Origin of the sequence: Paenibacillus donghaensis (assembly GCF_002192415.1) — a bacterium.
GTDB classification, from domain to species: domain Bacteria; phylum Bacillota; class Bacilli; order Paenibacillales; family Paenibacillaceae; genus Paenibacillus_AQ; species Paenibacillus_AQ donghaensis.
The window spans coordinates 5,976,623-6,000,327 of sequence record NZ_CP021780.1; the positions used below are offsets into that span (position 1 = coordinate 5,976,623).

General features: G+C 52.2%; 20 protein-coding genes, 9 tRNA genes and 2 rRNA genes. 1 reads left to right on the forward strand and 30 read right to left on the reverse strand.

Annotated elements, in window-relative coordinates:
• Window positions 1–4: 4 nt before the first annotated feature.
• From B9T62_RS27065 to B9T62_RS27120, 12 genes are all read right to left on the reverse strand, one after another.
• Window positions 5–90: transfer RNA gene (locus B9T62_RS27065), tRNA-Tyr, on the reverse strand.
• A gap of 8 nt (window positions 91–98) precedes the next feature.
• Window positions 99–174: transfer RNA gene (locus tag B9T62_RS27070), tRNA-Thr, on the reverse strand.
• Between the two features lie 25 nt (window positions 175–199).
• Window positions 200–275: transfer RNA gene (locus tag B9T62_RS27075), tRNA-Phe, on the reverse strand.
• A 14-nt stretch (window positions 276–289) separates the two neighbouring features.
• Window positions 290–367 (reverse strand) — tRNA-Asp (locus B9T62_RS27080).
• 2 nt (window positions 368–369) lie between these two features.
• Window positions 370–446 (reverse strand) — tRNA-Met (locus B9T62_RS27085).
• 31 nt (window positions 447–477) lie between these two features.
• Window positions 478–553: transfer RNA gene (locus tag B9T62_RS27090), tRNA-Val, on the reverse strand.
• 55 nt (window positions 554–608) lie between these two features.
• Window positions 609–683: transfer RNA gene (locus B9T62_RS27095), tRNA-Glu, on the reverse strand.
• A 13-nt stretch (window positions 684–696) separates the two neighbouring features.
• Window positions 697–789 (reverse strand) — tRNA-Ser (locus B9T62_RS27100).
• A 3-nt stretch (window positions 790–792) separates the two neighbouring features.
• Window positions 793–868 (reverse strand) — tRNA-Asn (locus tag B9T62_RS27105).
• 66 nt (window positions 869–934) lie between these two features.
• Window positions 935–3,983, reverse strand: a 23S ribosomal RNA gene (locus tag B9T62_RS27110).
• 381 nt (window positions 3,984–4,364) lie between these two features.
• A 16S ribosomal RNA gene (locus tag B9T62_RS27115) occupies window positions 4,365–5,922 on the reverse strand.
• Together the 16S and 23S rRNA genes with 9 tRNA genes alongside form the textbook arrangement of a ribosomal RNA operon.
• Window positions 5,923–6,399: 477 nt before the next feature.
• Window positions 6,400–7,281, reverse strand: a complete 882-nt coding sequence (locus B9T62_RS27120; protein WP_157794032.1) for a nucleotidyltransferase-like protein — start codon at window positions 7,279–7,281, stop codon at window positions 6,400–6,402.
• 128 nt (window positions 7,282–7,409) lie between these two features.
• On the opposite strand from B9T62_RS27120, the gene B9T62_RS27125 reads away from it, so the two are divergent.
• Window positions 7,410–7,778: a DUF2614 family zinc ribbon-containing protein gene (locus B9T62_RS27125; protein WP_087918123.1), complete on the forward strand. Its 369-nt coding sequence runs from the start codon at window positions 7,410–7,412 to the stop codon at window positions 7,776–7,778.
• Between the two features lie 85 nt (window positions 7,779–7,863).
• On the opposite strand, the gene B9T62_RS27130 is transcribed toward B9T62_RS27125, so the two are convergent.
• The 18 genes from B9T62_RS27130 to B9T62_RS27215 all read right to left on the reverse strand — a co-directional run bounded on the left by B9T62_RS27130 (window position 7,864) and on the right by B9T62_RS27215 (window position 23,704).
• On the reverse strand, window positions 7,864–9,585 hold the full coding sequence (locus tag B9T62_RS27130; RefSeq protein WP_169834440.1) for a glycosyl hydrolase family 18 protein: 1,722 nt from the start codon (window positions 9,583–9,585) through the stop codon (window positions 7,864–7,866).
• Window positions 9,586–9,795: 210 nt separating this feature from the next.
• Window positions 9,796–10,233 (reverse strand): peroxide-responsive transcriptional repressor PerR, encoded by a 438-nt coding sequence (perR, locus tag B9T62_RS27135; protein ID WP_087918125.1) that lies wholly within the window; start codon window positions 10,231–10,233, stop codon window positions 9,796–9,798.
• 127 nt (window positions 10,234–10,360) lie between these two features.
• The gene (locus tag B9T62_RS27140; protein ID WP_087918126.1) at window positions 10,361–12,280 is read right to left on the reverse strand and encodes a DUF4097 family beta strand repeat-containing protein; all 1,920 of its coding nucleotides are present in this window, start codon (window positions 12,278–12,280) and stop codon (window positions 10,361–10,363) included.
• A 42-nt stretch (window positions 12,281–12,322) separates the two neighbouring features.
• On the reverse strand, window positions 12,323–12,793 hold the full coding sequence (locus B9T62_RS27145) for a GNAT family N-acetyltransferase (protein ID WP_087918127.1): 471 nt from the start codon (window positions 12,791–12,793) through the stop codon (window positions 12,323–12,325).
• 104 nt (window positions 12,794–12,897) lie between these two features.
• Window positions 12,898–14,331, reverse strand: coding sequence for an Asp-tRNA(Asn)/Glu-tRNA(Gln) amidotransferase subunit GatB (gene gatB, locus B9T62_RS27150; RefSeq protein WP_087918128.1), 1,434 nt, complete (start codon window positions 14,329–14,331; stop codon window positions 12,898–12,900).
• 104 nt (window positions 14,332–14,435) lie between these two features.
• The gene (gene gatA / locus B9T62_RS27155; RefSeq protein ID WP_087918129.1) at window positions 14,436–15,893 is read right to left on the reverse strand and encodes an Asp-tRNA(Asn)/Glu-tRNA(Gln) amidotransferase subunit GatA; all 1,458 of its coding nucleotides are present in this window, start codon (window positions 15,891–15,893) and stop codon (window positions 14,436–14,438) included.
• A 443-nt stretch (window positions 15,894–16,336) separates the two neighbouring features.
• Entirely contained in the window at window positions 16,337–16,624 is a 288-nt protein-coding gene (gene gatC, locus B9T62_RS27160) for an Asp-tRNA(Asn)/Glu-tRNA(Gln) amidotransferase subunit GatC (RefSeq protein ID WP_087918130.1), read from the reverse strand.
• A gap of 214 nt (window positions 16,625–16,838) precedes the next feature.
• Window positions 16,839–18,092, reverse strand: a complete 1,254-nt coding sequence (locus B9T62_RS27165) for a DUF4179 domain-containing protein (RefSeq protein WP_087918131.1) — start codon at window positions 18,090–18,092, stop codon at window positions 16,839–16,841.
• Window positions 18,093–18,137: 45 nt separating this feature from the next.
• Complete coding sequence (locus B9T62_RS27170; RefSeq protein WP_087918132.1) at window positions 18,138–18,641, reverse strand: RNA polymerase sigma factor; 504 nt, start codon at window positions 18,639–18,641, stop codon at window positions 18,138–18,140.
• A 229-nt stretch (window positions 18,642–18,870) separates the two neighbouring features.
• The gene (locus B9T62_RS27175) at window positions 18,871–19,254 is read right to left on the reverse strand and encodes an ATPase (RefSeq protein WP_087918133.1); all 384 of its coding nucleotides are present in this window, start codon (window positions 19,252–19,254) and stop codon (window positions 18,871–18,873) included.
• Between the two features lie 148 nt (window positions 19,255–19,402).
• Window positions 19,403–20,176 (reverse strand): ABC transporter permease, encoded by a 774-nt coding sequence (locus B9T62_RS27180; protein ID WP_087918134.1) that lies wholly within the window; start codon window positions 20,174–20,176, stop codon window positions 19,403–19,405.
• A complete protein-coding gene (locus B9T62_RS27185; protein ID WP_087918135.1) occupies window positions 20,173–21,090 on the reverse strand; it encodes an ABC transporter ATP-binding protein in 918 nt (305 codons plus the stop codon). Before B9T62_RS27185 ends, B9T62_RS27180 begins: the two co-directional genes overlap by 4 nt.
• Window positions 21,090–21,281, reverse strand: coding sequence for a PLD nuclease N-terminal domain-containing protein (locus tag B9T62_RS27190; protein WP_087918136.1), 192 nt, complete (start codon window positions 21,279–21,281; stop codon window positions 21,090–21,092). The genes B9T62_RS27185 and B9T62_RS27190 overlap by 1 nt, the downstream gene beginning before the upstream one ends.
• Window positions 21,282–21,295: 14 nt before the next feature.
• Window positions 21,296–21,517 (reverse strand): hypothetical protein, encoded by a 222-nt coding sequence (locus B9T62_RS27195; protein WP_087918137.1) that lies wholly within the window; start codon window positions 21,515–21,517, stop codon window positions 21,296–21,298.
• The gene (locus B9T62_RS27200) at window positions 21,514–21,843 is read right to left on the reverse strand and encodes a DUF5345 family protein (protein WP_087918138.1); all 330 of its coding nucleotides are present in this window, start codon (window positions 21,841–21,843) and stop codon (window positions 21,514–21,516) included. The genes B9T62_RS27195 and B9T62_RS27200 overlap by 4 nt, the downstream gene beginning before the upstream one ends.
• Window positions 21,833–22,366, reverse strand: a complete 534-nt coding sequence (gene sigY / locus B9T62_RS27205) for an RNA polymerase sigma factor SigY (RefSeq protein WP_087918139.1) — start codon at window positions 22,364–22,366, stop codon at window positions 21,833–21,835. Before sigY ends, B9T62_RS27200 begins: the two co-directional genes overlap by 11 nt.
• Before the next feature lie 78 nt (window positions 22,367–22,444).
• Window positions 22,445–22,774: a hypothetical protein gene (locus B9T62_RS27210; RefSeq protein ID WP_087918140.1), complete on the reverse strand. Its 330-nt coding sequence runs from the start codon at window positions 22,772–22,774 to the stop codon at window positions 22,445–22,447.
• A gap of 300 nt (window positions 22,775–23,074) precedes the next feature.
• Window positions 23,075–23,704 (reverse strand): MBL fold metallo-hydrolase, encoded by a 630-nt coding sequence (locus B9T62_RS27215; protein WP_087918141.1) that lies wholly within the window; start codon window positions 23,702–23,704, stop codon window positions 23,075–23,077.
• Window position 23,705: the final 1 nt, after the last annotated feature.

The following is a 23,705-nucleotide window of genomic DNA, read 5'->3' on the forward strand; positions in this document are numbered from 1 at the left end:
AAACTGGTGGAGGATGATGGATTCGAACCACCGAACACTTACGTGAGCAGATTTACAGTCTGATGCGTTTGGCCACTTCGCTAATCCTCCAGGATTATTGGTGCCGGCGAGAGGACTTGAACCCCCAACCTACTGATTACAAGTCAGTTGCTCTACCAGTTGAGCTACACCGGCACGGTGCAGTCTTTAAAATAAAACATGGTGGCTCGGAACGGAATCGAACCGCCGACACAAGGATTTTCAGTCCTTTGCTCTACCGACTGAGCTACCGAGCCATACATTATTAAAATGGCGGAACCGACGGGATTCGAACCCGCGATCTCCTGCGTGACAGGCAGGCATGTTAGGCCAACTACACCACGGTTCCATTGGTTGCGGGGGCAGGATTTGAACCTGCGGCCTTCGGGTTATGAGCCCGACGAGCTACCGGGCTGCTCCACCCCGCGTCATTGTAAACACTATCTTATAAAATTATCATGGTGGAGGCTGAGGGGATCGAACCCCCGACCCTCTGCTTGTAAGGCAGATGCTCTCCCAGCTGAGCTAAGCCTCCATAAAAGAACAAATACTATTGTACCAAATCTCACAGGTTAAAATCAAGTGAAAAATGGTGACCCGTATGGGATTCGAACCCATGTTACCTCCGTGAAAGGGAGGTGTCTTAACCCCTTGACCAACGGGCCTTACTAAATAATATGGCGGAGAGAAAGGGATTCGAACCCTTGAGACGCTTGTGGCGCCTACACGATTTCCAATCGTGCTCCTTCGACCAAACTCGGACACCTCTCCATATGGCTCCCCGAACAGGACTCGAACCTGTGACAACTCGATTAACAGTCGAGTGCTCTACCAACTGAGCTATCAGGGAATATAGTACATTTACAGGCTTAATCGCCTGAAAACTGAATCCGAAACAAATCTGCGTTTTAAGATTGTGGATAAGCCCTCGACCGATTAGTATTGGTCAGCTCCATGCATTGCTGCACTTCCACCTCCAACCTATCTACCTCGTCGTCTTCAAGGGGTCTTACTAGTTGGGAAATCTCATCTTGAGGGGGGCTTCACGCTTAGATGCTTTCAGCGCTTATCCCGTCCGTACGTAGCTACCCAGCCATGCTCCTGGCGGAACAACTGGTGCACCAGCGGTACGTCCATCCCGGTCCTCTCGTACTAAGGACAGCTCCTCTCAAATTTCCTGCGCCCACGACAGATAGGGACCGAACTGTCTCACGACGTTCTGAACCCAGCTCGCGTACCGCTTTAATGGGCGAACAGCCCAACCCTTGGGACCTACTTCAGCCCCAGGATGCGATGAGCCGACATCGAGGTGCCAAACCTCCCCGTCGATGTGGACTCTTGGGGGAGATAAGCCTGTTATCCCCAGGGTAGCTTTTATCCGTTGAGCGATGGCCCTTCCATGCGGTACCACCGGATCACTAAGTCCGACTTTCGTCCCTGCTCGACTTGTAGGTCTCGCAGTCAAGCTCCCTTATGCCTTTGCACTCTGCGAATGATTTCCAACCATTCTGAGGGAACCTTGGAACGCCTCCGTTACTCTTTAGGAGGCGACCGCCCCAGTCAAACTGCCCGCCTGACACGGTCCCCGTACCCGATAAGGGCACTAGGTTAGAACCTAGATACGATCAGGGTGGTATCCCAACGGCGCCTCTGCAGAAGCTTGCGCTCCTGCTTCTCTGGCTCCCACCTATCCTGTACAGATCGTACCCAAATTCAATATCAAGCTGCAGTAAAGCTCCATGGGGTCTTTCCGTCTTGTCGCGGGTAACCTGCATCTTCACAGGTATTAAAATTTCACCGGATCTCTCGTTGAGACAGCGCCCAAGTCGTTACGCCATTCGTGCGGGTCAGAATTTACCTGACAAGGAATTTCGCTACCTTAGGACCGTTATAGTTACGGCCGCCGTTTACTGGGGCTTCGGTTCACAGCTTCGGGTTACCCCTAACCGCTCCCCTTAACCTTCCAGCACCGGGCAGGCGTCAGCCCGTATACTTCGCCTTACGGCTTCGCACAGACCTGTGTTTTTGCTAAACAGTCGCTTGGGCCTTTTCACTGCGGCCCCCTCGGGCTATTCACCCTACCGAGGCACCTCTTCTCCCGAAGTTACGAGGTCATTTTGCCGAGTTCCTTAACGAGAGTTCTTCCGCGCGCCTTAGAATTCTCTTCTCGCCTACCTGTGTCGGTTTGCGGTACGGGCACCTTCTCCTGGCTAGAGGCTTTTCTTGGCAGTGTGAGATCATGACCTTCGCTACTAACATTTTCGCTCCCCATCACAGCCCAGCCTTCACGATGTGCGGATTTGCCTACACATCAGCCTCACTGCTTAGACGGACACATCCATCAGTCCGCGTCACTACCCTCCTGCGTCACCCCATCGCTCATAGCGGATTACGGTGGTACAGTAATTTCAAACTGTTGTCCTTCGACTACGCCTTTCGGCCTCGCCTTAGGTCCCGACTTACCCTGAGCGGACGAGCCTTCCTCAGGAAACCTTGGGCTTTCGGCGGATCAGATTCTCACTGATCTTTTCGTTACTCATACCGGCATTCTCACTTGTATACGCTCCAGCACTCCTCACGGTATACCTTCAACGTATATACAACGCTCCCCTACCCCAGGATCGACTTCACTCCAGCTTCGAAATGTGTTTATCCCCTGTAGAACATATAGCCTTCATCCCTTCCAGGATGATTTCAGGCATACATGTCTATTTCTGATAAACACCGCTCAAAGAAGCAGTGAAGTCGATCCTAGCCATAGCTTCGGTGGTGTGTTTAGCCCCGTTACATTTTCGGCGCAGAGTCACTCGACCAGTGAGCTATTACGCACTCTTTCAATGGTGGCTGCTTCTAAGCCAACATCCTGGTTGTCTGTGCAACTCCACATCCTTTCCCACTTAACACACACTTGGGGACCTTAGCTGATGGTCTGGGCTGTTTCCCTTTCGACAATGGATCTTAGCACTCACTGTCTGACTCCCGGCAATAAATATGTGGCATTCGGAGTTTGACTGAGCTTGGTAACCCTTGCGGGCCCCGCACCCAATCAGTGCTCTACCTCCACTATTCTTATACCGAGGCTAGCCCTAAAGCTATTTCGGGGAGAACCAGCTATCTCCGAGTTCGATTGGAATTTCTCCGCTACCCCCACCTCATCCCCGCATTTTTCAACATGCGTGGGTTCGGGCCTCCAGTGCGTGTTACCGCACCTTCACCCTGGACAGGGGTAGATCACACGGTTTCGGGTCTACGCCCCATACTCAAATCGCCCTATTCAGACTCGCTTTCGCTGCGGCTCCGGCTTCTCACCTTAACCTTGCATGGTAAACGTAACTCGCCGGTTCATTCTACAAAAGGCACGCCATCACCCCTAAAACGGGCTCTGACTTTTTGTAAGCACACGGTTTCAGGTTCTATTTCACTCCCCTTCCGGGGTGCTTTTCACCTTTCCCTCACGGTACTGTTTCACTATCGGTCGCCAGGTAGTATTTAGCCTTAGCAGATGGTCCTGCTGGATTCATACGGGGTTTCACGTGCCCCGCACTACTCGGGATCCGTCTCGGAGAGAACACAGTTTAGGCTACAGGGCTTTTACCTCTATCGCGGGCCTTTCCAGACCTCTTCGCCTACTATATTCCTTTGTAACTCCTTGTGAGACGTCCCACAACCCCTAAGAGCAAGCTCTTAGGTTTAGGCTGTTCCGCGTTCGCTCGCCGCTACTGACGGAATCACTATTGTTTTCTCTTCCTCAGGGTACTTAGATGTTTCAGTTCCCCTGGTCTGCCTCTACCTCTCCTATGTATTCAGAGAGGAGTAACTGCGAATTACCACAGCTGGGTTTCCCCATTCGGACACCCCCGGATCAAAGCTTGCTTACAGCTCCCCGAGGCAGTTTCGTTGTTCGCCACGTCCTTCGTCGGCTCCTGGCGCCTAGGCATCCTCCGTGTGCTCTTATTAGCTTAACCAGCGCTACGATGTTTGGCTGATTTGCTCATCTTGTTTTGAATGCCGCTCGCGGATTGCTCCACTCACTAACACATTCAAAGCCAAAGGTCGCTTCATCATCCAAAATCTTCGCTTCCAGCATCTAATGCACGTTCACTTGCTTACGCAAGCTTCAGTTAAAAGATGTTCTAAAACGCAAATTCGTTTCGGTATCCAGTTTTCAAGGATCAAGTTGTAGTCTGAAACGTTTAACGACACTTTCGTGATCGTCCAAACCTTTCAGAAACAGAGAGCTTAAACTCTCAAAACTGAGCAACGAGTGAGTGTGTTGAACCCGAAGGTTCTATAGAAGCTTACGCTTCTGTTCGAATGTTTCCGTTGCAGGAAACGATTCTCCATAGAAAGGAGGTGATCCAGCCGCACCTTCCGATACGGCTACCTTGTTACGACTTCACCCCAATTATCTACCCCACCTTCGGCGGCTGGCTCCCTTGCGGGTTACCCCACCGACTTCGGGTGTTGTAAACTCTCGTGGTGTGACGGGCGGTGTGTACAAGACCCGGGAACGTATTCACCGCGGCATGCTGATCCGCGATTACTAGCAATTCCGACTTCATGCAGGCGAGTTGCAGCCTGCAATCCGAACTGAGACCGGCTTTGTTGGGATTCGCTCCACCTCGCGGTTTCGCAGCCCTTTGTACCGGCCATTGTAGTACGTGTGTAGCCCAGGTCATAAGGGGCATGATGATTTGACGTCATCCCCACCTTCCTCCGGTTTGTCACCGGCAGTCTGCTTAGAGTGCCCACCATCATGTGCTGGCAACTAAGCATAAGGGTTGCGCTCGTTGCGGGACTTAACCCAACATCTCACGACACGAGCTGACGACAACCATGCACCACCTGTCTCCTCTGTCCCGAAGGCCGCTGCTATCTCTAGCAGATTCAGAGGGATGTCAAGACCTGGTAAGGTTCTTCGCGTTGCTTCGAATTAAACCACATACTCCACTGCTTGTGCGGGTCCCCGTCAATTCCTTTGAGTTTCAGTCTTGCGACCGTACTCCCCAGGCGGAGTGCTTACTGTGTTAACTTCGGCACCAAGGGTATCGAAACCCCTAACACCTAGCACTCATCGTTTACGGCGTGGACTACCAGGGTATCTAATCCTGTTTGCTCCCCACGCTTTCGCGCCTCAGCGTCAGTTACAGCCCAGAAAGTCGCCTTCGCCACTGGTGTTCCTCCACATATCTACGCATTTCACCGCTACACGTGGAATTCCACTTTCCTCTTCTGTACTCAAGCCACCCAGTTTCCAGTGCGACCTTAGGTTGAGCCCAAGGTTTAAACACCAGACTTAAATAGCCGCCTGCGCGCGCTTTACGCCCAATAATTCCGGACAACGCTTGCCCCCTACGTATTACCGCGGCTGCTGGCACGTAGTTAGCCGGGGCTTTCTTCTCAGGTACCGTCACTCCGGTAGCAGTTACTCTACCGGACGTTCTTCCCTGGCAACAGAGCTTTACGATCCGAAAACCTTCATCACTCACGCGGCATTGCTCCGTCAGGCTTTCGCCCATTGCGGAAGATTCCCTACTGCTGCCTCCCGTAGGAGTCTGGGCCGTGTCTCAGTCCCAGTGTGGCCGTTCACCCTCTCAGGTCGGCTACGCATCGTCGCCTTGGTGAGCCGTTACCTCACCAACTAGCTAATGCGCCGCAGGCCCATCCCTTAAGGGCAGATTGCTCCGCCTTTCATCCTCGGTTCAGGAGAACCAAGGAATTATCCGGTATTAGCTACCGTTTCCGGTAGTTATCCCAGGCTAAGGGGCAGGTTGCCTACGTGTTACTCACCCGTCCGCCGCTGAATCCTGTTGAAAGCAAGCTTTCAACAGGACTCCGCTCGACTTGCATGTATTAGGCATGCCGCCAGCGTTCGTCCTGAGCCAGGATCAAACTCTCCAAATTGGTTTTATCGGATAGATCCGATAAAGTATTGAAAAGAGCGATATGCTCAATTTGAAACATCTGACGAGAATTTGCATTCTCTACCGACAAGCTTCACTTGCGTGAAACTCATCTTCTTTTGGATTTTACTTTCGCAAAATCCCACTCACTCGTTGTTCAGTTTTCAAAGATCAAGTTCTCGTCTGCTTCATTATTACTCGTCAGCAGCGACCTTTATAATATATCACAGCAGCCTCGTTTTAGTCAACCTATTTTTTATTTCTCTTTCGGCTAACTTCTGTCTTCATTGGGCAAGCCAACGTTTGTTTCAGAGGCACGAGTTATAATCTAACACATGAATTAGAGTTAAGTCAACTATAAATATTTCCCGATCTTAAGTAAATCATTCGGAGCCTGAATAACAAAAAAAGAGAGTGCCTTAGCTCTCCCTATCCAGGTGATTATTTCTCTATATCCTTCTCTCCTGCAGGTCAATCATTACAACGTATATCGGATGTCATGCCCCTCCCGGCAGGTCGTGTCAGCCCAGGAGGTGATCTCCCTTACCAACGAGCGAGAAACCAGCTTGCGGAGCACAAAGGGCAGTTCAGCCTCCAGAGGACTAAGCCCGGAATGCTGAAGCAGCTCATCAACGCTCCATGGCTCCTTGCGGCTGCCCAGAATGCTTAGGAGCAAGGCGCAGCATTCTGCCATTTTGGACATCACGGCAAATTCGCAGGCGAGCAGTACCAGCTGAACTCTTTGCTCAAGCGTCTCATTGCTGACTGCCAGCTCCTCATACAGCTTGGATACAGCAGTATTCAAGTTCTTGACCTGTTCCCAAATCGCAGGGTCGGGAAACTGGCCGCATTCGCTGACCTCAATGCGTGCCCAATGGTATAAGGCGCTCATTACGCAATTGTATGCGTCCATGATGCAGCCGGCCTCCAAATAACGTTTGGACTTCACATACATATGCAAAAAACGGGCAAATTCCATAAAAAGCACCCGCTCTCTCAGCGAACCCTCGAACTTCGCTATCTGCCGGCGCATCTCTTCCAGGATGCCCTTGGGGTCCCAAATCACCTCACCGACAACCAGACTGGTAAGCAGCTCGTTGTTGTCCCCTGCCATAACAGCATGTTCCAGTGCAGACAACCCGATATGTACAGAGTGAGTCCGTTTCTCTCCGGAAATGGTATGGCTGACCACATGTTCTCCGTTCTGGTTCTCATGAAGCATTACCAATACCATATCAAAATCCTGAAGAAGTGCGCTCTGAACCGGTGTGTGGCTGTTGCTATTGCGCAAGGTGACCGCTCCCAGAACATGCTCATCGAAGGTTTCTCCACTCAATAGGGTCAAATTGGACAGTTCCATACTTCCCTCCATCAAATTTGGCGATTTTGCGTCTTGTCAGTTATAATTTGCTTACTAGTAATATTCTACATCTGCTACATAGTTCCTTCTGCACGTCAGAACTATATTTCAGTTAGGAGTATGCGCCCATGAAATTTAAATCAGCCAAAATCAATGCCTTCCGCACCTGGGGGCTGTTGCTCACCATGCTCGGAATGGGACTCATGGTATGCGGAACAGCCGGTATTGTGTTCTGGGGTTCGGCAGGCAAAATTGCAGCTGCAATCGGATTGGTTATTGGCCTGATAGCCATGCTGGCCAGCCTAGCTATCTATTTCTGGGCAGGCATGCTCTCGACCAGTGCTCTCCAGGTAGATTGTCCCGCCTGCGGCAAAATGACCAAGTTGCTGGGCAAAACGGACCGCTGTATGTTCTGCCGTACCATCCTGACAACTGATCCGCAGCAGGCGAACCATACAGCTGATCAGCTTGAGGACCAGCAGCATCTAAATCATTGAGTATTTGAAAGAAACGGCTGCCCCATCCTTGAATAGGATGAGGCAGCCGTTTCTGGTTGATATCTAAAATAAGTGCAGTTCACCGTTATTGGTGAATCTCGTTTAAGGTTTCCCAAGCCGAAGGATTGCCGAAGCTGCGAGTCCAGGATGCCAGGCCACCGAGGCCGAAGGACTTGGCAAGCTCTACTCTTGCTTTTAGAGAAACCTCATCCTCGATCCAAATTCTGCGCAGACTGCCGTCTTCCTTGTATTCCACATAATTCTGCCCAGCCTCCTCATCAAAGGTCGGCTTTAGTTTCTTCTCGGTAATAATCTCCTCTACGGCGTTCATGCTGACCGCTTTGGAGCTTACTTTGGTCTTGCCCTTCTCCTCGGCTTCCGTCCAAATCCGGGTGTACAGCGGAATACCAAGGATCAGCTTCTCCGGCGGCACATCATCTTCCTCAATAATTCGGCTGATCGATTGCTCCACCCAGGACAATGAAGCGACGGAGCCTGCAACCGGACTGGCTGCCCAATGCTCATCATAAGCCATAACCATCAGGAAATCCGCCACCTCTCCAAGCGCCCTGCGGTCCAAGAACAGAGACCACATCTCACTTTTTGACTTGGGAGTCACATCGATCGATACGATCAAGTTCTTGGCCTGAGCCATGGGCTTTAGCTCACGCATAAACTGGGTAACGTTCCCGCCATCTTTGGTGTAAACATTCTCGAAGTCAATATTGATGCCGTCCAGCTTGTACAAATCAGCAAACTGCAGCATCTGCACAATGGTATTCATCCGCTTCTCATAGGTGGACAAAGCGGCAGTGGTCAGGTCAGCTTCAAAGCTGTTGCTCAGCAGTCCCCACACCTCCATGCCTTGTCCATGGGCCCACTGCACATAGGCGCTGTCAGCCTTGCTGCGCACATTGCCCTCTGTATCGACAATACTGAACCAGGTAGGACTGACCACATTGACACCAGGCAGTTTATCGAACGAAGCAGGGTTCGGCTTACGTTCATATACAGCCTCCCAGAACAGATTGACTGGCTTCCCCTGCCAGTTCCGTTCTGCGCGTGAAGGCTCGGCGGCTTTGGGCTCTACCTTCTTCTCTCCGGCCTGCTCAATATCACTCGCCTTGGCGTAACCGGTGTAACCACTCTCCAACTGAACATACAGCCAGTCCGCATTCTCTGCATTCCATATCCGCACCGCTGCGCCTGTTGGCATATCCACTGCAATCGGGGCATGTATGGAGGCCTCATGTCGCAGTGCCTTCGTATCGCCCGCATCACCATTAACTGTACCAAGAGGCACTGTCTCCCCCGCAGTCATAAGAAGAACTGCTCCCGTACCGCTGTCCTCATGCAAGTCAAACCCATAGAGGTCTTCAAGCACATCCGCAGGCAGATAGGTTATCTTATCCTTCACTTCCGGCGCGAGCCGCAGCTGCAGCGGTTTGTTGTTCAGCGTGGCAGCAGTGTTATTCTCCTGCATATATAAAAGTTCGCTGTTTGTTGAAAGAATTACTGACTTGGTAGTCTCTTCATAACGAATAGCAGGATCAACATACTCCTGCAAGAGCGGCAATGGCAATAAGAGGTTATCTTCCTCACCCGATGCAGAGTAGCCCGTCAGTTCGCCTTTTACAAAAACAGGCCGATCAAGCCCTTTCCAGTCCGGATCTACATGCTCCCGGTTGGGCATTACATAAAAGACAACCCAATAAACAGCAGCTGCTATAATCAACAGTCCAAGCAAACGGCGGAACGTTCCGCCTCTTTTCCTGACATGTGTTTGTCTTCGTCTTCTGTCCAACATACATCCTCCAGATCATTACTGTATTTGTATAGCTCAAAAGGCATAGCCGACTTTATGAATACGCTGCGAAACCTAATTTGGTTGCACCTTTGACCCAAAATAAAAAACGTGAGGTCTCCGATTACCGGATTCCGCACGTTAGGGCCAGCCCTGGTCAAATCCTCCTAAACCGTATGGAGCAAGTAGACTTTCGCCGCTGTATTATTAGATTTATTGCTGCGAGTCGTTCTTCCCACAGCATCCGCAAACTCCGTAAAGCTCCATACGCAAACCATGAATCGTGAAGCCTGTACTCTGAGCGGCACGTTCTTCCACTTCGTGAAGGGATGAATAGCTGAAATCTTCTATCTTGCCGCACACCTCACAGATTACATGATAATGATCGGATACATTGGCGTCAAAACGGCTGGAGGTGTCCCCGTAAGTCAGCTCCCGCACCATTCCGGCTTCTATGAACATTTTGAGGTTGTTATATACGGTTGCCACGCTCATACTCGGAAACTTAGGCTCAAGCGCACGGTAAATTTCATCGGCCGTAGGATGATTCATCGCTTCCATCAGATACGTAAGAATCGCATGACGCTGGGGTGTAATACGGACGCCGGTAGTTTTCAATTGCTCCAATGCATGCTGCACGCCACTACCCATCAATGCCACCGCCTTTGTAGTTAAACCAATATTAGTAACTCTACCTGTAATTGTAAGACCGGGGTTTAAATGTTGTCAACGTCGTCTACTCTTTATATTCATTATTATATAATAAAAATTACTTTTTTCAATATTCGCTCACATTTAGGTTGCTGTTTCCTTCAACTTCCACTTGATATTCACCGGTACCGAGCTCGCCGGAGATGGTTTTCTTATCGATTACAAGTCCCGGCAAGTCCGTAACAATATTACCGTAGCCGCTTGAACCCATGATCTTGTAATTGCCCTCAGCCGGTAAATACAGCATGATATCCCCTACCGCGCTGTATATATTCCAATCTCCCTCCAGATATGGAGAGCGCACACGGATTCCGCCGTTTAGCGATTCCGCTTTCAGCTTGCTTCTCGCTTCATTGATGTCTAGGTTGCCGTTCTTGCTGGAGATCTCCACTTCGGCACCGCTTCGCGTAGCGGTGATGTTGCCTACCGCAGTAGTCATTTGGAGTGCGCCAGTAACATCCCAGGCATCCATATCTCCACCGCTAGTAGTCAGCTCTGCACTTCCCTGCAGCATTCTGGCGCGGACAGGTCCGTTTAAGGTTTTTCCCTTAACATTGCCTAAGACGCGGTGCAGCACGAGTTCACCATTCCCGGTCTCAAGTGATATATTCTCGATTGCTTCCACATTCTGCAGGGAGATGCGGCCATTCATGGTCCGAATCTCCAGATTGAAACGGCGGTCCTCCGGCAAGGAGATATCGAGGTCCATGCGTGGCTGGCGTTTGCCTGAATCCCCATAAGCCTTGCTTTTGGAGATAAGCTTGATGGTCGGACCTTCAACCACTTCGATAAAAGACTGTTCCGAAATCGCCTCTGCCATAGCCCCTTCAAGCTGATCCACCCATACCGTAGTCACGATCTCTATATCCTCTACCGCAGCCCTGTGCAGCAGGATATCTCCGTTGATCCCATCAATCGACAGCTTCGCGGTGTCCAGTTCGACCGGCACTGCAATCGCCGGCTTCTCGAATCGGCTTCCCTCGGCCTCGCCATAATCGACTGCTGCCGCTGTAAGATTGAGGCTTACCCGGTTCCACAGATGCAGATAATGCTCCTGTTCAGCCACAATGAACACACATGCCGCGACAAGAACTGCAGACAACAAGCCTCGCAAGTCCAGCCTTGCTCTGGCACCTGCCTGCGTTCTGCCGGAACGCCGGGCGAAGAAATAGATCAGCAGCAGCTCCAGCCCCCAAAGTACAGGAATAACCGGCCACCATTTCAGCAGCAAAAGCATATAGTCTGTATCCCCGCTCCAGTCCAGAAACAGTGGCACGGCGATGCCCGCGAGCAGCATGGCAGCAGTGTATCTGCCGACACGCCGTCTGCGGTTATCTTTGCCTCTACGGCGGCTTAGGCCGCGAACAATCTCTCGGACGCCCAGCAGCAGCCCAATGGCCAGCAGAACCAGCGCTGTTGCCGCTTGCGCATAATGCTCAATGAAAAACTGAAGCCAAGCAGGCTTTTGGCGAAAAAAAACTAGCATTGCGCCACCAAACAACAGCAGAAACCCAAAAGAAATACCGGGTTCTGTTACAAACGCACGACGTTTGCCCGCCCCTTTTGGAACTTGGGCTTGCGTAGGGGTCTGATCCTCCGGCAGGCGGATACGCCGGTCGGCAAGCTGCAGCACATCAAATACGTTATAGAAATACAGCACCGGGATCAGCAGAGCCAATATAATCAGCAGTGGCACATTGATCTGCATGCCAATGGAAGAGAAATACAGCAATGCAGCAATATCCAGCAGAATGATAAAGATAAATGAAATGCCTTTGCGGAGAAGCCCGAAATATAAATGTCCTGTCCCAGGCAGAACCGCCGCCAGCAGCCCGGCAATAAACTTGTGCTTGCGCGGACGCCGCTTCACGCGTGGAGGGATTCGGGGAGATCGTTTTCCAGGTGGACTGGCCTGCTGCTCCTCGTTCTGTTCCTGCGGCTGTTCCTGTTCTTCCTCTACGGGGAGCTCTTCAGAATCATTATTCATTTCGGGTCTCCTCCTTTCGTAAAATGACTTGCCCTGTGTGCTTCAAATCGAACCGATCCGGTGAAATTCAATAAGTTCCACTCCGGGAGCGACCTCTTCCACGCTAACCGGAATAAAGCCGTGTTTAGTGTAAAGTGCCACAGCTGGCAGATTCAGCTTGCCAGTCGATACGGTAAACTGCTTCATTCCTGCATATTGTGTAAAAATATACTCCAGCAGCCTGCCAGCCACCCCCTGTCGGAAATACTGCGGTCCTACCATCATGCGCGTCACCGTCAGGTTGCCCGGCGACTCCTCTTCGGCTGCGACTGCTCCCATCAGGTCCCCTTCGTCATCGACACAGCCGTAGAAGGCTTCTCTGGAGCTTCTCAGCATGTCTCTGGTCTCCAGCAGCGGGGGAATCTCATGGAAGCCGATTAATTCCGCCTCCAGGCGGTAGGCCTTATGCTGGAGGCTCCATAGCTCATCAACGGTACTCTCATCCTGCAGATCCAGCTTTACTATTGTATCCATCCGCACAGTCCCCTTATATGGCGCGAAAGGCCTGCCGCTGCCGACAAGCCTTAGCTTATAGTTCTTGATATTTTATTACCCATTATGAAATTGAGCAAGCCCTTCTAGCCGTTCAGCACCTCGGTCAGCAGCTTGTTGGCCAGCCCCGGATTGGCTTTGCCTTTGCTTTCCTTCATCACCTGTCCTACCAGGAAGCCGATGGCCTTCTGCTTGCCTGCCTTATAATCCTCAACGGATTGCGGGTTGGCTGCGACTACAGCTTCCACAATACCTTTGATGGCACCCTCGTCGCTGATCTGCACCAGGCCTTGCTCTTCAACAATCACTCCCGGCAGCTTGCCGCTCTCCAGCATTTCCTTAAACACCGTCTTGGCTATCTTGCTGCTGATGGTTCCCGCGGCGATCAGGCCAATCATCTCGCCCAAGCTTTGCGGTGTAATCCGCACTTCGGACAGCTCCAGGCTGTTGCTGTTCAGATAGCCAAGCAGGTCGCCCATAATCCAGTTGGCAACCGCTTTGGCATCCTGCGTATAAGCCAGACTGCCTTCGAAAAAGTCAGCCAGCAGCTTGGATGAGGTAATAACCCCGGCATCATAGGCAGTAAGTCCATACTCCTCGTTATACCGGAGCTTCCGGGCATCCGGCAGCTCGGCAATCGTGGAGCGGATCGATTCCTTCCAGGCATCATCAATATGCAGCACGATCAGGTCAGGGTCCGGGAAATACCGGTAGTCATGCGCTTCTTCCTTGCCGCGCATCGACAGAGTTCTGCCCTGGGCCTCGTCCCAGCGGCGGGTCTCCTGAACGACAATACCGCCGTCATCAAGGATCTCCGCCTGACGAACCTGTTCATATTGCAGCCCGCGCAGCACGCCTCGGAATGAGTTCATGTTCTTCAGCTCCGCACGAATGCCGAACTGCTCCTGCCCTTCAGGGCGCAGGCTGATGTTCGCATCACAGCGCAGCGAACCTTCCTCCATCTTGACGTCGGATACGTCGCAATATTGCATAATGGCACGGATCTTCTCAAGATAAGCGCGAGCTTCCTCCGGCGAGCGCAGATCCGGCTCCGATACGATCTCAATCAGCGGGGTTCCGACCCGGTTGAAATCGACCAGCGAAGTAAACCCACCGTCGACATGGGTCAGCTTGCCGGCATCCTCTTCGAGGTGAAGACGGGTGATGCCGATCCGTTTGGTCTCGCCGTCTACTTCAATGTCAATCCAGCCGTTCAGGCCGATCGGCTGGTCAAATTGCGAAATCTGGTAGGCCTTGGGTGAATCGGGATAGAAATAGTTCTTGCGGTCAAACTTGCTGACATCGCCGATGGTGCAGTTGAGCGCCATTGCCGCCTTCATCGCATATTCCACGGCCTGGCGGTTCAGGACCGGCAGCACGCCGGGATGGCCCAGGCAGACCGGACAGGTATGAGTGTTGGGCGGAGCGCCGAATTCGGTCGAGCAGCCGCAGAAGATCTTGGACTGGGTATGAAGCTCCACATGAACTTCCAGCCCGATAACCGTTTCATAGGTAGTCATTAGTAATCACATTCCCTTAAAAGTTTTGTTAAACCTATCAGCCAATTCGCGCTGGGCAATTTCCCGCAAGCCGAAGTTCCCGCATGTAGAGTGCAGACTTCGTGCTACAACTGCGGACGCTGTTTGTGGTGGTCTGTATGTTGTTCAAAGGCATGCGCCACGCGCAGCACCGTGCTCTCATCAAATTCCTTGCCGATAATCTGCAGGCCTACAGGCAGTCCTTCGGCGTAGCCGCAAGGGACACTGACCGCAGGAATTCCCGCCAGGTTGACCGGAATTGTCAGAATATCGTTCAGATACATCGTCAGCGGATCTTCCGTCTGCGAGCCAAGCTTAAACGCCGTCGTTGGGGCCGTTGGCCCAATAACTACATCGTATTTCTGGAATACCTCGTCGAAATCCTGCTTGATCAGCGTACGCACCTTCTGTGCCTTCAGGTAATACGCGTCATAATACCCGGAGCTGAGCGCATAGGTGCCCAGCATGATCCGGCGCTTCACCTCAGGTCCGAAGCCGCGGCTGCGGGAGTTATGGTACAGGTCAAGCAGGCCGCCGCCTTCATCCACGCGAGTTCCGTAGCGGACGCCGTCAAAGCGGGCCAGATTGGAGGAAGCCTCCGAGGAAGCCAGCAGGTAATAGGCCGCCACCGCATATTCGGTATGCGGCAGGGAAACCTCCTCCCAGCTTGCGCCCAGGCCTTCCAGCACGGACAACGCAGCCAGTACGCTCTCACGGACCGAAGCGTCTACGCCTTCTCCCAGGTATTCCTTAGGCACGGCGATACGCAGTCCGGTTACATCGCCGGTGAGCGCACTTAGATAATCAGGAATATCAACCTTGGCTGAGGTGGAGTCCTGGGCGTCATAGCCGGCGATGGCCTGCAGCACATAAGCGGAATCCTCCACGTTGCGCGTAAGCGGACCGATCTGGTCCAGCGAGGAAGCAAATGCAACCAGGCCGTAGCGGGATACCAGGCCATAGGTAGGTTTCAGGCCCACCACACCGCAATAGGATGCCGGTTGGCGGATAGAGCCGCCTGTATCCGAGCCAAGCGCGAAGAAGACCTCGCCTGCAGCTACCGCTGCGGCAGAGCCGCCGCTGGAGCCGCCGGGCACATGCTCCAGATTCCACGGATTGCGCACCGGACCAAAGCTGGAGTTCTCGTTCGAACCGCCCATGGCGAACTCGTCCATATTCAGCTTGCCTATGGTAACCGCATCCGCCTGGCGCAGCTTGGCAACCACCGTCGCATCGTATAACGGCTGGAAATCCTTCAGAAACTGGCTGGCACAGGTCGTGCGAAGGCCGCGGGTCACAATGTTGTCCTTGATTCCGGCAGGAAGCCCGAACAACAGACCGCGTGCCTCACCGGAAGCCAGCTTGTCATCCAGCGCACGCGCGGCCAGGCGCGCGCCCTCTTCATTCAGGGTCAGGAAGGCATTCACCTTGTCCTCCCGTTCGGCAATGGCCGCAAAGGCTGTTTCGGTCAACTCACTGACCGACAGCTTGTGGTTCATCAACAGATTATGTACTTCAGGTAGACGATATTGAAACAAACTCACAACTGTTCCTCCTAATAGTTTTGTGAGCCTAAGCTCCATTGAGATACTGCGTACAAAACTTGCCTCGTAAGCATACGATTAGTTTAGATAACATAAGTTTCATTGAAATAAAGGTTACTGCTTAGGCGTGCGTATGATGAGAACCTCGAAATCTCAGCTCCGTGAAGCTTTCTTAAGTCCAATCCGCCGATTTAGTTGCGAAAGCGCATCTAATTTGCTGATTTTTTCCGTTTTGGAACAAATAGATGCAAAAAGGCATCTATTTTGGCCTTCTAAGCGAAATAGGGCTGATTTACTCTAGATTAGTTGCATATTTGCACTTGTTCGCCTGCTGGCAGGAGTTTTAGCTGAATTTAGTTGCACTTATGCATCTAATTGCTCCGAACGTTATAGAGAAACCCTCTATATCCTCGCTGGGTCCTAAGTAGTAACAAATAAAGCGGCTATTCCAGAACTGCAGGCACCTTAAAATGACCGTCTTCTTCTTCCGGCGCATTGAGCAGCGCATCTTCCTGGGACAGGCTTTCCTTGACAACATCCTCACGCATAACGTTGCTGACCTGCAGCACCTGCGCCGTCGGTTTCACGTTCTCTGTGTCCAGTTCATTTAATTTGTCGGCATATTGTAATATAGCATTCATTTGTTCAGTTAAAGTTGCCTCTTCTTCGGAGCTTAATTGCAGGCGGGCCAGCTTGGCCACATGCTGCACATCTTGTCTGGAAATACTCATGAGAAACATCCCTCCTGTTTAAAGGGCTAAAGCGCCCGGATAACGTTTCTAATTATATGGTAGAAGCCTGGACAATTCAATGACCGCTTGCAGGCGGGATCGCCTCGGTTGCCACCAAATCAAGGTAAAAAGCCGCCCGCGTCGAAATGGACTTAACCATTTTGAACGCGGGCGGCTTAATTTTTTCAAAAGATGCTGTGGGTACTGCTGCGGATCATCTGATCGGGATAGTCATATCCAGCTGCGGAATATATTCTTTCACGGGATTTCCCGCACTGTCCAGCCTGTTGCGCTTCTCGCGGCCGGTTCCAGTATATTTATAAATATAGGTTCTGACGGTAATGGACTTCACGCTGTCCTCCAGCGGTTCAAGATTCACATCCGATCTAAGCGTGTAACGCTGATCCTGATCCGTCTCCGACCATCCGCCGCCCCCATTGACGATACGCAGCAGGTTGCCCTGATCATCGTAAACCTCATGATCCAGCGCCAGAGTCCCTGTATCTTCCAAATACTGTTTAGAAATATTCTGCTCTGCGATATCACTGATTCTAATCTGTGTCGTTGTAGGTGCCAATGTCAGCTTCTCCACGGTAGCTGTAATGTTATCGTGCATTCGGCTGACCTTGGGCAGCAGCACGATGTTATGACTGGTATCCTTATGGACAGGTAAGTCCAAGGTGAAGGTCTCCCCTTCCAGACCCGATATTTCCATCTGCAGAGTCAGCGTGAAGGCATCGGGCAGAAGCTGCCCTCCGCCCGCATAGGTCTGCTCCGAGAACTGCATAATCAGCGACTGCTCATCCGGCCCGGTAACCAGGATAGGTGAAATACTGTATTTAAAAGCATCAGGGGCATCTTCCTCCGGATTCAGCGGGTGACCGTCAATCAGAATCTTCAAATCGTTTAAGCTACCGGTAGCTCCCGCTTCGTTAAAGACAGATTCTCCAGCTGCATTCAGCTTCGGCGTTCCGTCCGCATTCAATCGCAGACCATGAAAAGATCCGCTGAAATCCCCGCCTTCCCGCTTCAAGCCGACAACAAGCCGTGTGCCGTCATAAATGACCTCGGTTGCCCTAATTCCGCTCTCCTGACGGATATCGCTTCCGGTGACCGGCGCGGTTAATCCCTGCTGGTTTGCGGCCTTCAGGCCTAAATCTCCGGCCAGCTCAAAAATACTGCCTACCAGCGGAATGCGCTCCAGTGTCTTAGCCATAACCGGGGAAGCCAGGCCGCTGGCAAGCAGAGCTACTCCCAGCAGGGTCACTGCTGCGGCGGCACCGGCCGCAGAACGTTTCAGCAGGCGGAACTTACGTGCCTGAGGTTTCTCCGGGTGATATTGTTCATCAAGCAGCAGGGCATACGTCTTCTCCTGGCGCTCTCGGATCATCGCTGGCAGTTCCTCTGCAGGAAGAAGCTTGATCTTGTTCAAACGCTGCTCCAATTCTTCTATCTCTCTTGGGTCCATTTCTCTCTTCCTTTCCGGGTTGGCTGCATACCAACTAACTACAGACTACATGCCTTGCATCAAGGTTTTACGCGCTCGGTAGAGTCTCGATTTGACTGCCGTTTCAGTAATACCCAGCAGCTCAGCAATTTGCCGGATCGGCATATCCTGAAAATAATGCAGCGCTACAACTGCCCGCAGCTTCTCATCAAGTTGTTCTACTGCTTCACGCAGTTCAATTTTCTCGTATTCCGCGGACGATGAAGGGGATGGCAGCTGGTTCACTGCCTCACCGGCTTCCACCGTGTTCTTCTGCCGGCGCTGAAGCAGACGACATTCGTTGATGATAATGCGCAGCATCCAGGTCTTGAAATATTCAGGCTGCCGCAAGCTGCGGATCGAGCGGTAAGCCTTCAAGGTAGCTTCCTGCATCACATCCGCACAATCCTCATCCCTGTGCAGCATGGAACGGGCCATCCCGTACATCTCAGGCTCGATCTGCCGGCAGAGACGGATAAAGGCTGCTTTATCGCCGCTTTGTGCTTGGTGTACAGCTGTTATTGTTGTCACCTGAGTTCTCCTTTGAAATAGGCTTGGCCGATATACCGCAGTTCTGCATTCTCGTATATGGCTTTCAATAGTTTAGATACAGCAAACCCGGATAAGGTTGTATGAACATAAAAAAAATCCTCCAGCGAGGATTACATCTAGTAAATAGGTGCATTGAGTGATTATAGCGACTATCTAGTCCCGCATACAGGCCCCGGACAACAAAAAAGCCGGCTTTCGCCGGCTCTCCTTAAATCCAAGCTCTGAGATTTACCTGTTTGATAAACTCTGCCTGGGACATCGCTTCTTGTGAGACAGCTTCCGTCTCTTCTGCCGCCATCTCTTCACCATTCATCAAATGGTGGAACAGCTTCTCATTGTACGTGGACAAAGCGTAATCAATTAATGCTTCATGGGTGGCCCGTTCAGCCTCCACTACCAGTAATTGCTCCTCCGCTTCCACATCCTCGGCTGGCACGTAGAAATTACGGTTGGCCTGTGGCACCCGAATAACGTAATCAAACGCATTATCCGGATTGCGGTCGTAAGCAATCAGGTATCCGCATTCCCCGATAGGAAGATTCTGCTCGAAAGCGTCCGCGACAATGACAATCTTCTCTCCTAAACGCAGCATCGCCCTACCTCCTGACTTGGAATCTATCATGGTTTTGCTTATTTCAACAGTCTACTAAAAAAAGATAGCACTGTCTAGCAAAAGGAGGGCTTCTGGAAGAGTTTTCAGAAAATATTCTGAATCTGGCATAACTGCTGAATGCGCAAAGCTACTCCTTAGGCAGCTTATTCCGGCCAGCCAGCTGCGCGGCTCCGCCAATGCAGAGCAGAATAAGCAGCGCCGCCGAGATTAGAGGGCTTACAGTTACACCTCCGCCTTCGGTGAGGACAGAGGCGGAAAGTGCGGGCAATGCCGCAGGCGTCCAGTCCAGCCGGGACGGCAGCAGGCTGAAAGCCAGCGACAATCCGGCTGCTGAGAGCAGGGACAGAAACGCCGCTACCGCTGGGCGTAGAAATGCGCTGAACAGTAACGTCAGCGAAACCACGCACAACAGCCACAGGCCGTAAAGGGCGGAAGCGGCGGCAACACGCCCCCAGTTAAGCGGACCAAACAGCTCTGCGGTATAATATGCAGCGCCTGCGGCGCCCAGACCAAGCGCAAGCAGCAATAAGGTAAACTGGGCGCACCATTTGGCAGCCGTCATAGCAGTCGGAGTCAGAGGCCTAACCAGCATCATCTCCGCAGTTCCGCCGGAACGCTCGCCGGCCAGACTGTTCATTGTCGCAAGAGCCAATACCAGCAGACCAATCGTGCCGTATTGCCCCAGTGACTGCACCATCACTGTTGCCGCATCAGGCAGCTCGAATCCTGCGAGCAGTTCCGGAGGCATATTGCCTGCGGCCTCCATAATATCAGCCATATAATATAACGTCAGCGGCTGCATAATTCCGAGAATAATGAATACAACGGGAATCCAGATCAGCTTGAAGCTGCGGAAGGACTCCAACATTTCCTTCTGGTAGAAAATCCAGCTGTTCCTCACGCGCCCACCACCTTCATGAACAGCTCCTCGAGCGTGGAGCTGCCTGCTTCGAATTGCAGCAGCGGGATTCCTTGACCTGCAGCTTCCTGCAGAATGGCAAGGCGTGCCATCGCCAGATCATGGACATGAAATACTGCCTGCTCTGCTGTCAGCTCCCGTGTATCCGAGATGTACGTTCTGGAAGCCAAGCTCTGCAGCCACAGAGAGGCCTGTTCGTTCTTCTCTATGCGGATTCTGATCAGAGGCAGGCTGTATTTCGAGCGGAGCAGGGACAGCGCACCCTGTTCAGCAATCCGCCCCCGGTTCATCAGAATAATATCGTCGCAGATCTCTTCGGCATCATGCAGCACATGGGTGGAGAAGACCACGGTAGTCTCTTCGCGGATGTCACGCAGCAGCTCCATCACTTCCCGGCGGCCAAGCGGATCGAGCGCCGAGACCGGCTCATCCAGCAGCAGCAGCGCCGGCTGGTGTACAAGAGCCTGTGCCAGTGCCAGCCGCTGCTTCATCCCACCAGAATATCCGCCAATCCGGCGGCGGGCAGCTTCCGCCAGCCCTACCTTCTGGAGCACGGCTGCAGCTTGGTTCGCCGCCTCCCGGGTACTCATGCCACTAAGCTTGGCGGCAAGAATTACGTATTCCTGTCCGCTCATCCAGCCATAGAAAGCTGGTGCCTGTGGAACATATCCGAGTCCGCGCCGGTACTCCGATCCTGGCTGGCTTCCCTTAAAGGACACCCGCCCGGATGAGGGAGGCATCAGACCGGCAAGTATGCGTAAGGTGGTGGTTTTGCCTGCTCCGTTCGGACCAAGCAAGGCTACACATTGGCCTTGCCCGATCTCGAAGCTGATTCCATCCACTGAAATATGACTGCCGTATTGTTTAGTTAAATCGGTGACTTGCAACAGAGGCATCAGTTTTCTTTCCTCCCAATAGTGAAGTAGGAAATGCTTCCGACAATATTACCCAGCACGATAATAATCATCCACATCCATTTCGGGCCGCGGACGCGCTCTGCCCTGCTTAATGAAACCAGCCCAATAATAGCAAGCAGGGCTTGCAGGACCAACAAGGGTGCTATCAGCTTCCAATTGATCTCATCCATCCGTCTCATCCCCTTTAGTTCTTGCCTTTCGTTCTGCGCCTGTCCGGCAAAATGACAAACCACCAATAGACAAGCACAGGTGTCGGAAATCCGGTCATCCCCCACAATCCCCAGAACCAGGCCTGTCTGCCCCTTCCTCTTGCGCGGGCATTGTGAAACAGCCAGCTTCCCTGCAGCAGCAAGAGAGCAGCCGTAGCAATTAGCAGCGCCAAGGGAATCTCTTGCCATTCACTCATTCTTCCGCACCCTCCTTGCTGCGTCTGATGCGTCCGGCCGCCAGCCCGCCTAAGCCCAGCAGCGGAATCAGGATCTGAATTAGCAAATAGATACCTGGTGCGGAGTATAGCACTCCTACCATGCAGGCAAGCAGCAGCAGGGAAATCAGCCAGAACAGCAGCAGCTCGTTCCTCGCTTTCTTGCATCTGCGAACTGCTGTAACTACAGCCAAATGTTCAAGTTCCTGCAAGGAAGGCATGCCGATATCTGCAAATTGGTCGTCCAGGCGGTCAAGCTCACCGCCAAGCTTCTGTACAATCCAATCCTGGTCATTGTTATTCCCCATCCTCTTTCAGCTCCTTTCGCAATTGACTGAGGCCAGTGGCCACACGTGACTTGGCGGTTCCGGCAGGAATCTGCAGCATTTCGGCGATTTCCTCATATCCATAGCCGTAATAATGCTTCAACAGTACGGCAACCCGCTGCGCATAAGGCAGGCGGGAAAGACTGTCCAGTACATCGCTCCAGGCTTCACCACGACTCTCAAACCGCCAGCGAATCGAACGCAGCCCCTGCTCCTGCCGTTTCCAGGCTTCCTCACGTTTCCAGCGCCGTTTACGGTCGATGTAGATCCGGGTGGCTATTGTAATCAACCAGGAGGAGAAGGCGGACTTGCCGTTATAGGTACCGATCTTCTCCATACATCTGACCATCGTGTCCTGCGCCAGATCTTCCGCAAGCGAGGGGTCCAGTGTCACCTTGATTAAATATTTGTACAAAAAAGTGTAGTTCTCCCGCAGCAGCAGAGCGAGCGCCGAAGCATCGCCCTGCTGCGCTTTCCTGATCTTCTCCTCTGCTCCTTCGCCCATCCGCCCCTCCTTCCCGCACCTTCAGCATGTATTTGTAATACGATTATATGGACGGAATCGTTCAGTCCGTTAAATAATTTATTTCTTAAGCTCCCACAGTCTGCGCCGCCAGGGCTGAACATGGCCTAAGCCACCCGGAAACTTCCAGAACAGCAGTGCAGAGCTTGCACCTGGCAGCGTCTTGGCTGCCGAAGATTCCGTTGAATAGGCTTCAGCGCTTTCCAGAATCCGCACATCCTTCACAAGCTGCGCTTCCGTCAGCAGCTCTCTTCGCTCTACAGATGCACAAAAGCCGCCTCTTCCCGTACAACAGGCAAAAAAGCGGCAGCGGGTGCTGCAAAATGGCTTCCATGCCTGATCCTTACCATCATGCCCATAATCCAAAAGGTATTTGCTGTCACGTTCCACCCTGCTACTCCCCCCAGCTTAAAAACCTATGTATATAGAACGTGAACTTAAGAATGTTACATACGGAGTTGCCAGAAATCCCTAAGCATCAGGCTTCCTGGCAACTCCACTACTCCATTCTTAAGTTCATCTTATATAGCTGTATATAGACAAAAAAAGCACGCAAACCGGGGTGATCCCACAGTCTGCGTGCTTCGCGAGGTAAATGTTACATTTAATTAACCTTATTGTAGCAAGTTTGTATCCGCTTGTCTATCCACTATTGCCGCTATTTGTCGTCTTATGGATGTTTAGAGCGGATTAGAGCGTTACATAAGGATTACGGACCCGTTCAAATCCAATGGTTGTCCGTGAGCCATGGCCCGGATATACCTTCACCTCTTCGTCCAGCCTATAAAGCTTGCCGCGTAAAGAGTCTACCAAATCTCGTTCTCTCCCGCCTGGCAGGTCAGTACGGCCAACGCCGAGCTTGAACAGCACATCCCCTGAGAACAGATCATTCCCGCACAGGAAGCTGACACTTCCCGGCGAATGCCCCGGGGTATGAAGGACACGGAAGGAATGTCCGATCAGGTTCAGGGTCTGGCCTTCGGCGAGGTCATACTCCGCCGGATCCGTCGACAGCGGGGGTGCCACATCCGGCCACTGCAGTGAGCCGTTCAGCTTAGGACTGCTGAGCCATTCACTCTCCAGTGGATGCAAATAAACCGGACACTTCTTGGCTTTGCGGATTTCATCCACACCGCCCATATGATCAAAATGGGCATGGGTCAGCAGAATAGCTTCAATATCCATACCCTCGATGCTCCGCACCAGCGCAGCCGGATTCATCCCGGGATCAATAATAATCCCTTTGGCTGGATCGCTGCCGGTCAGCAGGTAGGCATTGGTCTGGAGCGGGCCAAGATTGTAAGAGCGTACATTCAGCATA

What these genes read in the sequence shown, in the direction of transcription:
- B9T62_RS27120 (WP_157794032.1), bottom strand. Translation starts at nt 7,281, where the DNA reads ATGGAACTGTCCAATTTGACCCTATTGAGTGGAGAAACCTTCGATGAG.
- B9T62_RS27125 (WP_087918123.1), top strand. Translation starts at nt 7,410, where the DNA reads ATGAAATTTAAATCAGCCAAAATCAATGCCTTCCGCACCTGGGGGCTG.
- B9T62_RS27130 (WP_169834440.1), bottom strand. Translation starts at nt 9,585, where the DNA reads ATGTTGGACAGAAGACGAAGACAAACACATGTCAGGAAAAGAGGCGGA.
- perR (WP_087918125.1), bottom strand. Translation starts at nt 10,233, where the DNA reads ATGGGTAGTGGCGTGCAGCATGCATTGGAGCAATTGAAAACTACCGGC.
- B9T62_RS27140 (WP_087918126.1), bottom strand. Translation starts at nt 12,280, where the DNA reads ATGAATAATGATTCTGAAGAGCTCCCCGTAGAGGAAGAACAGGAACAG.
- B9T62_RS27145 (WP_087918127.1), bottom strand. Translation starts at nt 12,793, where the DNA reads ATGGATACAATAGTAAAGCTGGATCTGCAGGATGAGAGTACCGTTGAT.
- gatB (WP_087918128.1), bottom strand. Translation starts at nt 14,331, where the DNA reads ATGACTACCTATGAAACGGTTATCGGGCTGGAAGTTCATGTGGAGCTT.
- gatC (WP_087918130.1), bottom strand. Translation starts at nt 16,624, where the DNA reads ATGAGTATTTCCAGACAAGATGTGCAGCATGTGGCCAAGCTGGCCCGC.
- B9T62_RS27165 (WP_087918131.1), bottom strand. Translation starts at nt 18,092, where the DNA reads ATGGACCCAAGAGAGATAGAAGAATTGGAGCAGCGTTTGAACAAGATC.
- B9T62_RS27175 (WP_087918133.1), bottom strand. Translation starts at nt 19,254, where the DNA reads ATGCTGCGTTTAGGAGAGAAGATTGTCATTGTCGCGGACGCTTTCGAG.
- B9T62_RS27185 (WP_087918135.1), bottom strand. Translation starts at nt 21,090, where the DNA reads ATGCCTCTGTTGCAAGTCACCGATTTAACTAAACAATACGGCAGTCAT.
- B9T62_RS27190 (WP_087918136.1), bottom strand. Translation starts at nt 21,281, where the DNA reads ATGGATGAGATCAATTGGAAGCTGATAGCACCCTTGTTGGTCCTGCAA.
- B9T62_RS27195 (WP_087918137.1), bottom strand. Translation starts at nt 21,517, where the DNA reads ATGAGTGAATGGCAAGAGATTCCCTTGGCGCTGCTAATTGCTACGGCT.
- B9T62_RS27200 (WP_087918138.1), bottom strand. Translation starts at nt 21,843, where the DNA reads ATGGGGAATAACAATGACCAGGATTGGATTGTACAGAAGCTTGGCGGT.
- sigY (WP_087918139.1), bottom strand. Translation starts at nt 22,366, where the DNA reads ATGGGCGAAGGAGCAGAGGAGAAGATCAGGAAAGCGCAGCAGGGCGAT.
- B9T62_RS27215 (WP_087918141.1), bottom strand. Translation starts at nt 23,704, where the DNA reads ATGCTGAATGTACGCTCTTACAATCTTGGCCCGCTCCAGACCAATGCC.